Raw genomic sequence first — 13,161 nt, 5'->3', positions numbered from 1 at the left:
TTTCATCTGCCTGGCGGGACGGTTCACAGACAGTTACCGGAGCGCAGGACACTCAGGGCCGTACATGCCCGTCCCCGGTCACGATGTACTTGGTGCTCGTCAGCTCCGGCAGGCCCATCGGCCCCCTGGCGTGCAGCTTCTGGGTGGAGATGCCGATTTCCGCGCCGAAGCCGAACTGGCCGCCGTCCGTGAAGCGCGTGGACGCGTTCACGGCGACCGTCGTCGAGTCCACCAATCGGGTGAAACGGCGGGCGGCCTGCTGCGAGGTGGTGACGATCGCCTCGGTGTGGCCGGAGCTCCACAGCCGGATGTGCTGCACGGCCTTGTCCAGGGAGTCCACGACCGCGGCGGCGATGTCGTACGAGAGGTACTCGGTGTCCCAGTCCTCCGGCGTGGCCTCCACCACCGTGGCCCGGGAATCCTTGGCGTAGGCCATCACGCGCTCGTCGGCGTGCACGGTGACCCCGGCGTCCGCGAGGGCCTCCAGGGCGCGCGGCAGGAACTCGGCGGCGATGTCCTGGTGGACGAGGAGCGTCTCGGCGGCGTTGCACACGCTCACCCGCTGGGCCTTCGAGTTGATCAGGATCTCGATCGCCATGTCGATGTCGGCCCGGGCATCGACGTAGACGTGGCAGTTGCCGGTGCCCGTCTCGATGACCGGGACCTTCGAACCCTGGACGACGGTCTGGATCAGGGAGGCACCGCCGCGCGGGATGAGTACGTCGACCAGGCCGCGGGCCTGCATCAGCTCGTGCACGGACTCGCGGCCCTCACCGGGCACGAGCTGCACGGCGTCGGCGGGCAGCCCGGCGCCGCCCACCGCGTCGCGCAGGACCCGTACGAGGGCGGTGTTCGACTCGTACGCGGAGGACGAACCGCGCAGCAGCACCGCGTTCCCGGACTTCAGGCACAGTGCGGCGGCGTCGACCGTCACGTTCGGGCGGGCCTCGTAGATGATCCCGACGACGCCGAGCGGGACACGGACCTGGCGCAGGTCGATTCCGTTGGGGAGGGTGGAGCCGCGGACGACCTCGCCGACCGGGTCGGGCAGTGCGGCCACGTCCCGCACATCGGAGGCGATGGCCCGGATCCGTTCGGGGGTGAGCGTGAGCCGGTCGATGACCGCCTCACTGGTACCGGCCTCGCGGGCGCGGGCGATGTCCCGGGCGTTGGCCTCGACGATCTCGCTCGCACGGACCTCCAGCGCGTCCGCGATGGCGAGCAGCGCGTCGTCCTTCTCGGCGCGCGGCAGCGGCGCGAGGTCGGCGGCGGCGGCCTGAGCACGGTAGGCGGCCTGGGCGACCGGGGACATCGAGTCGTACGGCGAGAGCGTGGTCATGGGGGAAGGGTAGTGCGCCGGACGGTCCCACCCACGGGTCATCCCACACGCCGAGACGCGTCGCGAAGGATCTCAGGAGGTCTCAAAAGGGCTGTATGCCCACCCGGGTCGCGGGCGGCGGGCCGTACCCCTCGGCGACGCGATGGTGGTACGTCTCGCGATCGATGACCTCCAGGCCGACGATCTCCCAGGGCGGGAGCCCCGCGCTGTGGCGGTGCTCGCCCCACAGGCGCAGCGCGACGGCGGCGGCGTCGTGCAGGTCGCGGGCCTCCTCCCAGTAACGGATCTCCGCGTGGTCGCCCGCATAGCGGCTGGTCAGCAGAAAAGGGTGGTCGTGGGCGAGCTGCTCCAGGGCGCGCCGGACCTCGTTCAGCGGGGCCTTGTCGCCGGAGACGCTGAGCGTGACGTGCCACAGGCGGGGGGCGTCGCCGGGCCGTTCATACGCCTCCTCCGCCGTATCACCGCAATCCTCGTACGTCTCGCCGACGGCGACGCTGGTCAGCGTGCGCTCTCCACCGCCCGCACGGGAGGCACCGGGGGTGCCACGACCGCGGGACGCCGACGCCCCAGGGCGTACTCGTCTCACGACGGCCTCCTTACGCAGTGCTCGTGGTGCTCGTACGGAATGTGCCCGTGGAACAAAGTTGAGCAGGCCGCACGGCTCCGTGGGGTGGTTTTACGGAACGTCCCCACCCCACGACCCTCGCGGGGCATGCCTTTCGGCCGCCCGTTACGGGTGGAGGACGACCAGGTCGTCCCGGTGGACGACCTCGCGCTCGTACGCGGGACCGAGTTCGCGCGCCAGTTCCCTGGTCGAGCGGCCGATCAGTCGTGGAATCTCCTGGGCGTCGAAGTTCACGAGCCCGCGCGCCACCGCCCGGCCCTCGCTGTCGCACAGTTCGACGGGGTCACCGGCCGTGAAGTCGCCCTCGACCGCCGCGATACCGGCGGGCAGCAGCGACTTGCGGCGTGCGACGACCGCGTGCACGGCCCCCTCGTCGAGCGTGAGCGCGCCCTGCGGGGTGGAGGCGTGCTGCAGCCACAGCAGCCGGTCCGCGGAGCGCCTGCCGGTGGGATGGAAGTAGGTGCCGGTGTCCCGGCCCGCGAGGGCGTCTGCGGCGTGGACGGCGGAGGTGAGCACCACGGGGATGCCGGCTGCGGCCGCGATCCGGGCCGCCTCGACCTTGGTGACCATGCCGCCGGTGCCGACGCCGGCCTTGCCCGCGCTGCCGATCTCCACGTGGGCGAGGTCCTCCGGTCCCCGTACCTCCGCTATCCGGGAAGTGCCGGGCTTGCTGGGGTCGCCGTCGTAGACGCCGTCGACGTCGGAGAGGAGGACCAGGAGGTCGGCGTGAACGAGGTGGGCGACAAGGGCGGCGAGGCGGTCGTTGTCGCCGAAGCGGATCTCGTCCGTGGCGACCGTGTCGTTCTCGTTGACGACGGGCAGCGCGCCCATCGCAAGGAGCTTGTCGAGCGTGCGGGAGGCGTTGCGGTGGTGGGCGCGGCGGCTGGTGTCGTCGGAGGTGAGCAGCACCTGGCCGACACGGATGCCGTGGCGTGCGCAGGACGCGGTGTAGCGGGCCACCAGGAGGCCCTGGCCGACGCTGGCGGCGGCCTGCTGACGGGCCAGGTCACGGGGGCGGCGGCGCAGTCCGAGGGGGGCGAGGCCTGCGGCGATGGCGCCGGAGGAGACCAGGACGACCTCCTTCTCCCCGCCGCTGCGCACCTTGGCCAGCACGTCGACGAGCGCGTCGACCCGGTCGGCGTCCAGTCCGCCCGCGGCGGTCGTCAGAGAGGAGGAGCCCACCTTGACGACGACCCTGCGGGCCTCGCCCACGGCCTGCCTTGCCCCTGTCACGTGTGGTCCGCCCCTTTCACGCGCGCTCGATGCGGATCCGCTGCCCTTCAGGGCAATCTACGCGAAGGGGCTGTGCGGGGTGCGCTCCCGTCCGGTGGGCGGACGGTCCGCGGTCTGCCGACGTTCCCCTGACGACCCGGACCTCAAGGCTCCTGCGCCCGGCCGACCCGCTGCCGCCGCCGGGCGCCATGCGGCCTCAGGCGTGGTGGTGGCGCCACCCCTGCCAGGCGGACTCGATCATCTCGTCCAGATCGTGGCGGGCGACCCATCCCAGTTCCTCACGGATGCGGTCCGCCGACGCGACCACGCGCGCCGGATCGCCGGGCCGACGGGCGGTCACCTCGGGCGTCATGTGCTCGTTCTCGGTGACCTTGAGGATGCGATCCACCATCTGCCGGACCGAACTGCCCTCACCACGGCCGATGTTGAGGGTGAGCGCGGTTCCCTCCGGCGCTTCGCTCAGACGTCGCGCCGCCGCCAGGTGAGCGGAGGCGATGTCCTGGACGTGGATGTAGTCGCGTACGCAAGTGCCGTCCGGCGTGGCGTAGTCGTCGCCGAAGATCCGGGGGGCCTCGCCGGCCTCGAGCCGCTCGAACACCATGGGGATGAGGTTGAAGGCGCCCGAGTCGGCCAGTTCGGGGGCGGACGCCCCGGCCACGTTGAAGTAGCGCAAGGAGGCGGCCCGGATGCCATGGGCCCGTGCGGCGGCACCGATCAGCCACTCACCGGCCAACTTGGTCTCGCCATAAGGGCTCATGGGCACGCAGGGCGTGTCCTCGGTCACGACGTCCACGTCCGGCATGCCGTAGACGGCGGCGGACGAGGAGAAGACGATCCTGGTGACGCCGGTGGCCGTCATCGCCTCCAGGAGGGTCTGCAGGCCGGTGACGTTCTCCCGGTAGTAGTGGAGGGGCCGCTCCACCGACTCCCCCACCTGCTTCTTGCCTGCGATGTGGACCACGCCGGTCACGGCGTGGTCACGGATCGTCTGCTCAAGGAGGGCCGCGTCCAGCACGCTGCCCACGACCAACGGCACATCGGCGGGCACCCGGTCGGCGCTGCCGGTCGACAGGTCGTCGTAGACGACCACGCGTTCGCCACCCTCGGTCATGGCACGCACCACGTGTGCCCCGATGTACCCGGCGCCGCCCGTGACCAGCCAGCTCATCCTCACGCCTCCCAGGTCTTCGTCAATGTGCAGCAGACTCGTGCATGCGCCCGGGAAAATCGAGTCCGGCATTTAGGACACAACGTCAAAACCGGCGGGCGAGAGCAACCCTACGGAAGTTCTCCAGTCGGCCGGAAAGGGGCGACGAGCGCCCTCGGGAGAACTCTCGGGACTATGGCGACCCCCTTGACCATCTGACTACCGTGCCCACGGAAACTTCTAGTGAATCCCTTACGCTGATGCGGCGGTGCGCTTCGATTCGATCACCTGACGAAGTGCGCTCTGGCCCCAGCTCACGCTCGTGTGGTAGTCCCCGGAACAGGTTGTAAGGATGCCCAGACTCTCTCTCGTCGTCCCCGCATACAAGGTGCAGGGTTATCTCGCCGAGTGCCTCGACTCGGTACTCGGGCAGGACTACACGGACTTCGAGATCATCGCGGTCGACGACTGCTCGCCCGACGGTTCGGGTGCCATTCTCGACGAATACGCGGAGCGGGATTCGCGAGTTCATGTGATTCACCTCACGGAGAACGTGGGGCTCGGGCGCGCGCGCAACGCCGGACTGGAAAAGGCCGCGGGCGATTACGTACTGTTCCTGGACAGTGACGACACGCTGACCGACGGTGCGCTCACGGCGATAGCCAACCGCCTCGAGGACACCGGTGACCCCGAGATCCTCGTCTACGACTACGCCCGCAGCTACTGGGACGGCCGGATCCTCCCCAACCAGCGGGCGGACCTGCTCAAGGGCGACGGACCGGACGTGTTCCCGCTCGCCGACCGGCCGCAACTGCTCGATCTGCTGCAGATCGTCTGGAACAAGGCCTACAGCCGGGACTTCATCGCCCGTCACGACCTCACCTTCCCGCCGGGGTACTACGAGGACGCGCCCTGGACGTTCCCTTCCATGATCAGCGCGGAGCGCATCGCCCTGCTGGACCGGGTCTGTGTGATGTACCGGCAGCGGCGCGAGGGCGGCAACATCCTGAAGACCGTCAGCCGCAAGCACTTCGACGTCTTCGACCAGTACCGCCGCGTCTTCGAGTTCGTCGACGCCCACCCCGAACTCTCCCAGTGGCGCGAGCGGTTGTTCCGCAAGATGGTCAACCACTACCTGACGGTGCTGGAACGTCCCGACCGTCTGCCCCAGGACGCGCGGGCGGAGTTCTTCCACCGCGCCGCCGAGGACTACCGTGCCCGAGTCCCCAAGGACTTCCAGCGGCCGGCCGGTAGCCGCGGCCACAAGTACTCCCTGCTGGAGCGGGACGCGTACACCACCATGGCCGGTGCGACGACCGCGGCGCGGTTGCGTCAGGCGGTCAAGACCCGTGCGCGCACCGCCATCAAGCGGTCCAAGCGCAGCGCGATGGGCATCTTCTACCAGTCGCAACTGAAGCTTCCGCTCGACGAGAACCTGGCGCTGTTCTCCGCCTACTGGAGCCGCAGCGTCTCCTGCAACCCGGCTGCCATCGACGCCGAACTCGCCCGTCTCGCCCCGCACATCCGGCGTGTGTGGGCCATCCGGCCGGACGACGTGGACCGCATACCCGAGGGCGTGGAGTACGTCCGCGTGGGCTCCCGCGAGTACTGGGCCGCCCTCGCTCGCGCCAAGTACCTCGTCAACAACGTGAACTTCGCCGACCGCGTGGTCAAGCGTGAGGGGCAGGTCCACCTGCAGACCCATCACGGCACACCGCTGAAGACCATGGGTCTGGACCAGCGCAAGTACCCGGCGTCGACGGACATGAGCTTCGACAAGCTCCTCGAACGCTCTGACCGCTGGGACTTCAGCCTCAGCTCCAACCGGTTCTCGACCGCCGTGTGGGAACGGGTGTACCCCTGCTCGTTCACCTCCCTGGAGAGCGGCTATCCACGCAACGACATCCTCGTGAACGCCACGTCCCACGACGTGCGCCGGGCACGCGCCGCGCTCGGGCTGGCCGACGGCACCAAGGCCTTCCTCTACATGCCCACCCACCGCGAGTACCAGCCCGGCTTCGTACCGAGCCTCGACCTCGCCCGGGTCGCCGAGGACCTGGGGCCCGACGTGACCCTGCTGGTACGAGGCCACTACTTCTACGGAAGCTCCCCGCACGTCGCCGAACTGCGCCGCAGCGGCCGGATCGTCGACGTCTCGGGGCACACCCGGGTGGAGGAGCTGTACCTCGCCGCGGACGCGTTGATCACGGACTACTCCTCCGCGATGTTCGACTACGCGATCCTGGACCGGCCGATCATCACCTACGCCCCCGACTGGGACATCTACTCCGCGGTGCGCGGCACCTACTTCAACCTGCTTCAGGAACCGCCCGGCGCGGTGGCCACCTCGCAGGCCGACCTGATCGGTCTGCTCGTATCAGACGCCTACGACGGTCAGGAGGCGGCCGAACACCGGGCCGCCTTCCGCCGGCGCTTCTGCGAGTTCGACGACGGGCGAGCGGCTGAACGCGTGGTCCGGCGCGTCTTCCTCGGCGAGGCGACTTTGCTTCCGTTCGTCCCGTTCGCCAAGCGTTCCCACGCACCGACGCCTGCCCAAGCGCTCGAACTGGTCGAGCAGGCCTGACCCCCGAAAGGAAAACCTGGCCATGGCTCCTCGGCTCAGTGTCATCGTTCCCATATACGACGTCGAGCGTTATCTGCCGGCCTGTCTCGACTCGCTGGCGGCACAGTCGTTCCAGGACTTCGAGGTCCTGATGGTGGACGACGGTTCGCCGGACGACTCGGCGGCGATCGCCGAGACGTACGCGGCGCGCGACCCCCGTTTCCGGCTGATACGCAAGGAGAACGGAGGCCTGGGGGCCGCCCGCAACACGGGTATCGCCCACATGGCCCCCCAGTCGGAGTTCCTGACGTTCATCGACAGCGACGACGTCATCCCACCGGATGCCTACCGCCTGATGATGAGCAGCCTGGACGACAGCGGCTCGGACTTCGCCACCGGTAACGTCTTCCACCTCAAGGGCGAGAAGTCCTGGCAGGTGCCGCTGATGCGGATGCTCGCGGGCGAGGCCCGCCAGCGCACCCACATATCCGAATACGGCAAGCTCGTCGCCGACCGGATCGCCTGCAACAAGGTGTTCCGCCGGACGTTCTGGGAGAAGAACGGCTTCGCCTTCCCCGAGGGCCGCCTGTACGAGGACACCCCCGTCACCATGCGGGCCCACTACCTCGCCGAGGCCGTCGACGTCATCTCCGAGCCGTGCTACTACTGGCGGCTGCGCGAGGGCGAGTCCGCCCCCTCCATCACGCAGCGCCGCACCGACCCGGCCGGCGTGCGCGACCGTGTCACGTCCGTGCTGGAGATCAGCGCCTTCCTGGGCAAGCAGACCGGCGAGTCCTTCGCCCGGCTCAAGCAGGAGTACGACACCCGCGTCCTCCTCGACGACCTGCGGCTGTTCCTCAACGTGGTGCCCGACGGTGACGCGGAGTACCGCGCCGAGTTCCTGCGCTCGGCCAACCGCTTCCTGGACCACATCGACCCCAAGATCGTCATGGCGCTGCCGACCCCGCTGCGGGTGCAGTGGCTCCTGGTACGCAAGCACCAGCTCGACGAGCTGATCACCCTGCAGGCCGGGCAGCGGCGCAAGGAAGCCATCGAGGTCCGCGGCCTGGTCCGCAAGTACGCCTCCTTCCCGTCCCTGGCCGACGCCGAGGTGGAATTCCCCCGCAAGGCGCTGCGCATCGACCGGGACCTGAAGATGCGCGCACCGCTGAAGGAGATCGCCTGGTCGCAGGGCAAGCTGGTGCTGTCCGGCAACGCCTGGATCGACAAGATCGACCTGGCGTCCAAGCACTCCTCGGTGAAGGTGCTGCAGCTGCGCAAGGACAAGTCGCGCCGCCGCATTCTGCTGCCCGCACGGAACCTGCAGCGCCCCGAATGCACCACCGACTCCGGTCAGGACCGCTACAACTACGACTGGGCGGGCTGGGAGGTCGCCATCGACCCCGCCCGGCTGCGCAAGGGCGGTGAGTGGCAGGAGGGCATGTGGCACGTGGGGCTCGGCCTCTACGCCTCCGGCCTGGTACGCCGCACCGCCGTGCAGTCCAGCGGCGGCGCCCCCTGCAACTTCCCGCCGTACCACTGGCTGAGCCCCGACTTCCGGCTGCTGCCGTCCGTCGAGGGCAGCGCGCTCAAGCTGCGGATCGAGAAGGTCCGTGCACTGATCACCGGGCGGACGCTGGAGGGCGACCGGATTAAGGTCACCGGCGAGATCCGGGTCCCCCTCGCCGCGGGCGAGGACGTGGTGCTGCGGGTGAAGAACCAGAAGGGCGCCGAGGTCCACGAGTACCCGGTGACCGTGACCGAGGAGGGCGGCACGCGCCGGTTCTCGGTGGAGGTCCCGGTGGCCGATGTGGCGCTGACGTTCCACGAGAGCATCGACGCCAAGGCCCAGCCGACGAGCCGCACCTGGTCCACCGTCATGGTCGCCACGGACCCGCGGGGCACTGAGCGTCAGTTCAGCACCGTGCTCCAGGAGGGCCTGGCCGACGCACGGTTCCACCCGCCCGCCTCGCTCGGTGAGCAGGCCGTGCCATGCGAAGTGGCCGTAGTCGCCGGCAACACCGGCTATCTGAAGTTCTCCGGGCGCACCCGGCGCGCCGTGATCGACCGTGTCGGCGTGAAGGACGGCCGCATCACCATCGCCGCGCACACCGACGCCCGGCTCACCGGCGCACGGTTCCTGCTCAAGCCCCGCAACCGCTTCGAGGAGCGGTTCGTGGAGGCGCGCTGGTCCGAGGACGGCCGCTTCGAGGTCGACTTCGACCCCTCCGCGCTCGGCGGCAGCGGCAACGTGCCGTTGCGAGCCGGCCGCTGGAACCTCTTCCTGCGTCCGTCCGAAGGGGAGACGCCCGACGTCCCCTTCGTCATCGACCGGCTTGCGGCCTCGCAGTTCCCCCTCAACGCCGAGCTGGGCGGACGCCTCTACCAGCTGGAGAACCGCTGGGCCGACTTCCCGCAGCTGAACTGCCGTTCCGAGCTGAACGACCTGGAGCGCGGTTCTTACCGCCAGAATCAGCTGCGCCGTGAACTGTACGAGCCGCTGCGGCAGCAGCCGCTGAAGGACCAGGTCTTCTACCTCAGCTACAACGGCAAGCAGTTCTCCGACAGCCCGCGGGCCATGTACGAGGAGCTGGTGGGCCGAGGCTCGGACCTGAAGCACCTGTGGGCCGTGCGCGACGGACAGGTCATCCTGCCCGAGGGTGTCGAGCCGGTGCGGATGTGGGGCCGTGAGTGGTACGAGGCGCTGGCCTCCAGCCGCTACATCGTCACCAACGGCCACCTGCCGGCCTGGATCGAGCGGCGGCCCGGCCAGGCCATCGTGCAGACCTGGCACGGCACGATGCTGAAGAAGATCGGCCACGACATCGACACCCTGCACTTCGACCGCCGCTACCAGGAGAAGCTGGCGCTGGAGGCCAAGCAGTGGAGCCTGCTGGTGTCCTCCAACCGCTTCAGCACACCGATCCTCAAGCGTGCGTTCTCGTACGACGGTGAGATCCAGGAGGCGGGCTACCCGCGCAACGACTACCTCTACTCACCCGACAAGGACAGCATCGCCGCACGCGTCAAGGAGCGGCTCGGCCTGCCCGCGGGGAAGAAGGTGGTGCTGTACGCACCGACCTGGCGGGACGACCAGTCGCACAGCGCCGGCCAGTACCTGTTCGACCTGCGGATCGACCTGGAGGACGCACAGCGGCGGTTGGGCGACGACCACGTCCTGCTCATCCGCCGCCACTCCAACGTCGTCGACGCGGTGCCCGGCGCGGGCAACGGGTTCGTGTGGGACGTGTCGGAGTACCCGGACATCGCGGACCTGTACGTCGCGGCCGACATCATGATCACGGACTACTCCTCGGTCATGTTCGACTACGCCCACCTGCGTCGGCCCATGTTGTTCTTCACCTACGACCTGGAGCACTACCGGGACACGCTGCGCGGCTTCTACTTCGACTTCGAGCAGGACTCACCGGGGCCCCTCATCTTCAGCTCCAAGGAACTGGTCGACTCGATCCGCGACATCGACCGGGTGTCGGTCGAGTACCAGGACCGCTTCGACCGCTTCCACCACCTGTTCTGCGACCTGGACGACGGCCACGCCTCCGCGCGGGTCGTGGACCGGATGCTGGAGCAGAGCCGGGAGCTGTGACCGGCGTGCCCGAGTGACACAACGGGCCGGGCCCCAAAGGACGCGACGCGTCCTTTGGGGCCCGGCCCGTTGTTCCCCTGCGTCTGGGCCGCCTCGCACCGCGGGCGGCGAGACGGTCACAGCCGCACGGTCTTCACCGCGAACTGGCTCAGGGCCGTGAAGTACGGCCGCAGTTCCGTCCGTCGGCTGGCCGCCGCCGGGGGCGTCGTCGCGCCCTGGGCGCCCCGGGCCTTGCGTATGGCCCGCTTCACCACGGACGGTCGCGCGCCGGCAACGGCCGGGGTGGCGGAGCCGGAGGAGAGCACGGGCCGCGGGAAGGTGAACACGTCGGTCGTCCTGAGCACGTCGGTGGCCAGCTTCGCCAGGGCGACACGGGGCGCCCCGTCCGCCGGTCGGACCCAGAAGTCCCAGATGACTTCCTTGTCGTCCTTGTCGGAGTGCTCCGCCGCCAGCCTCTGGCAGTCGATCACCGCCGCGACCGTTCCCCCCTTGGCGTCCTGCAGCGGGAAGGTGAGCACGCGCTTCTTGTCACGGCGGTGCACAGCCTCCACCACCGCACCCGAGCCCGGCTCGGCCCCCCACAGGTCCGCCCGGATCCGGATGACCCGCTCGTCCACCTGCACGGGGCCCACCTCGGCATGCACCTCGCGCAGCGCGCTGCGCACCCGCAGCCCGCCGTCGTCGTGCCGGTAGGGCAGCAGCAGCGCCAGCGCATGACCCTGAGGCCGGGGCAGCTCCACGGCGAGCAGGTCCCGGGTGTCGCACCCGTAGCCGTCCGTGCTCAGCGGCACCTCGGCACCCGACGGGGTGGCCAGGAGCGTGTTCCAGGAGCCGTGCGGGAGGCCCGCGTCCCACGGGATGAGAGCCTCGCCGTCGGCGGACAGCGGGAAGCGGCGCTCTTCGACGTCCTTGCCGCCTCTGCGCACCACCAGGTCGGCGCCCCGGGCGTTCTCGGGCAGCCGCCCCACACCGATGTACACGCTGCCCTCGGCGTCGACCCGGGCGGTGGCATGCCGGGGCAGCGCCTTGCGGGCGAGCGCCTCCTCCACGATGGCCTCGAAGCGCTCCCGGGCAGCCGTCTCGTGGAAGCGTTCGGCGTTGCGCACGGCGTTCTCGGACATCTTCCGCCGCAGCTCGTCGTCCCGCACCAGCTGCAGGATCGCCTTCGCCATCTCGTCCACGTCACCGCGCGGCACGATCAGACCGTCCTCGCCGTGGGTGAGGATGTTGCGCGGGCCGTGGTCGGCGTCCGTGCTGACGACGGGCAGCCCGGCCGCCATCGCCTCCACGATCACGTTGCCGAACGCCTCCCGTTTCGAGGGCAGGACGAAGATCGAACCCTTGCCGAACTCGGGCGTGACCGGTGCGGCCGGACCCATCAGCAAAATGCTGTTGGACAGCCCCAGTTCCTCGATGCGGGCCCGCAGCCGGGCCTTCTCGGCGCCGTTCCCGTAGATGCGCAGCGTCCAGTCCGGCGCCTGGGCGTGGACCTGGGCGAACGCCTCGACGAGGAGCGCGTGGTTCTTGTTGTCGGTGAGATGGCCGGCGGTGATGACGACCTTGTTGGTGCCCTTGGAGCGGATCGGCGCGGCGGGCACGCAGTTGGGCATGACCGCGAGCCGGTCCCGGACCGCCGGCACCTGCCGGCCGATGTCGGCGACCTCCTCGGGCGTGAGCGCCGTCAACGCGTCCAGGGACAGGTACGCGGGGAACAGCCGCTCCTTGATGTCCTTGGCGTAGATGGCCGGCTTCGAGTGCTCCTGGGTGACCTTGAGGTAGGTCCCCCGGGCCTGGGCCAGCATGATGGTGTTGCGCGGGCTGGAGCTGACCACCACGTCGGCGTCCGTGGTGGCGAGGTACTCCAGCAGCCGCAGTTCGGCAAGCCTGCTGACGACCGGCTTCTCGGCGCCGACGTTCAGCGGGTAGATCAGCGGGAACTTGTCCACGAGCGGGTCGTCCACGTCGGAGACCGGCGAATGCGGACGCAGATCGCTCAGCACCCGCACCGACACCCGCGGGTCCAGGGGGAAGTACGACTCGTCGCGCACTTTGCGCAGCGCCACGATCTCCACCTGGTGTTTCTCGGCGAGCGCACCGGCCAGGTTCTGGGTCGCACTCACCACGCCCCCCATGTGGCAGAGGTCGCGGACCAGAAATGCGATCTTCACAGTGAAAACCCCCATTCGGGACGCCGGGTGCCGACGCCGCCCTTGACCACGGTCCGAGAACCGGTTGCGGCACGGGTACGCCGACTCGCCTGTCTTGATTTCCCCCGCCGACAGCCGTACGCCGATCGAGGCGGGGCGTTACGGCATGTCAGACAAGGTCGAACGACCAGAAGTTGTTCTCCAGAGATCACGATTGAGACACATGTGCGGGGACGGTGTGAGGAGTTCCCGCCACGCACCGGGTACGCAAGAGCGGGGCCCGCCCTGTCTCCCCGGCCCATTCCCCCATCACCACACGAAGGAGTCCGGCCCCGCCGCCCACGCGTCGAGGCCGTCACCCCAAGGTCTTCACGAGTCTTCCAGTGCCGCGGCAGGCAACGTTCGCCCCGTCGCGACGCCCGGCACGCTCCCCCAAGCTCTTCGAGCAGGGGGTACCCCCACTCGCCGCGCCAGACGAAAGCCCAAGTACGTCCAGTACG

At 69.4% G+C, this 13,161-nt stretch carries 7 protein-coding genes; 2 read left to right on the top strand and 5 right to left on the bottom strand.

Annotated features, from left to right (window positions below):
• Nucleotides 1-52: 52 nt before the first annotated feature.
• The 4 genes from BIV24_RS16965 to galE all read right to left on the bottom strand — a co-directional run bounded on the left by BIV24_RS16965 (nucleotide 53) and on the right by galE (nucleotide 4,365).
• Nucleotides 53-1,339, bottom strand: a complete 1,287-nt coding sequence (locus tag BIV24_RS16965) for a glutamate-5-semialdehyde dehydrogenase (protein WP_071367167.1) — start codon at nucleotides 1,337-1,339, stop codon at nucleotides 53-55.
• 82 nt (nucleotides 1,340-1,421) lie between these two features.
• Nucleotides 1,422-1,925 carry a hypothetical protein gene (locus tag BIV24_RS16960; RefSeq protein ID WP_071367166.1) on the bottom strand — a complete coding sequence of 168 codons (504 nt, stop codon included), beginning with the start codon at nucleotides 1,923-1,925 and terminating at the stop codon, nucleotides 1,422-1,424.
• Nucleotides 1,926-2,069: 144 nt separating this feature from the next.
• Entirely contained in the window at nucleotides 2,070-3,197 is a 1,128-nt protein-coding gene (gene proB, locus BIV24_RS16955; RefSeq protein WP_177198747.1) for a glutamate 5-kinase, read from the bottom strand.
• A 196-nt stretch (nucleotides 3,198-3,393) separates the two neighbouring features.
• Complete coding sequence (galE, locus tag BIV24_RS16950; RefSeq protein ID WP_071367164.1) at nucleotides 3,394-4,365, bottom strand: UDP-glucose 4-epimerase GalE; 972 nt, start codon at nucleotides 4,363-4,365, stop codon at nucleotides 3,394-3,396.
• Nucleotides 4,366-4,696: 331 nt separating this feature from the next.
• Here galE and BIV24_RS16945 point away from each other — a divergent pair, with 331 nt between their 5' ends.
• Together BIV24_RS16945 and BIV24_RS16940 are read left to right on the top strand one after the other, a co-directional pair.
• On the top strand, nucleotides 4,697-6,928 hold the full coding sequence (locus BIV24_RS16945; RefSeq protein ID WP_071367163.1) for a bifunctional glycosyltransferase/CDP-glycerol:glycerophosphate glycerophosphotransferase: 2,232 nt from the start codon (nucleotides 4,697-4,699) through the stop codon (nucleotides 6,926-6,928).
• A 22-nt stretch (nucleotides 6,929-6,950) separates the two neighbouring features.
• Nucleotides 6,951-10,514 carry a bifunctional glycosyltransferase/CDP-glycerol:glycerophosphate glycerophosphotransferase gene (locus BIV24_RS16940; protein WP_071367162.1) on the top strand — a complete coding sequence of 1,188 codons (3,564 nt, stop codon included), beginning with the start codon at nucleotides 6,951-6,953 and terminating at the stop codon, nucleotides 10,512-10,514.
• 116 nt (nucleotides 10,515-10,630) lie between these two features.
• Here the strand turns inward: BIV24_RS16940 and BIV24_RS16935 are convergent, their stop codons facing one another.
• A complete protein-coding gene (locus BIV24_RS16935; RefSeq protein WP_245766843.1) occupies nucleotides 10,631-12,682 on the bottom strand; it encodes a glycosyltransferase family 4 protein in 2,052 nt (683 codons plus the stop codon).
• Nucleotides 12,683-13,161: the final 479 nt, after the last annotated feature.

The sequence above is a fragment of the Streptomyces colonosanans genome (assembly GCF_001866645.1).
GTDB classification, from domain to species: domain Bacteria; phylum Actinomycetota; class Actinomycetes; order Streptomycetales; family Streptomycetaceae; genus Streptomyces; species Streptomyces colonosanans.
This window is presented reverse-complemented; position numbering and strand designations above follow the sequence as displayed.

Bases quoted from the DNA above. Each gene is read 5' to 3' on its own strand.
- galE (WP_071367164.1), bottom strand. From the start codon at position 4,365: ATGAGCTGGCTGGTCACGGGCGGCGCCGGGTACATCGGGGCACACGTG.
- BIV24_RS16945 (WP_071367163.1), top strand. From the start codon at position 4,697: ATGCCCAGACTCTCTCTCGTCGTCCCCGCATACAAGGTGCAGGGTTAT.
- BIV24_RS16940 (WP_071367162.1), top strand. From the start codon at position 6,951: ATGGCTCCTCGGCTCAGTGTCATCGTTCCCATATACGACGTCGAGCGT.
- BIV24_RS16965 (WP_071367167.1), bottom strand. From the start codon at position 1,339: ATGACCACGCTCTCGCCGTACGACTCGATGTCCCCGGTCGCCCAGGCC.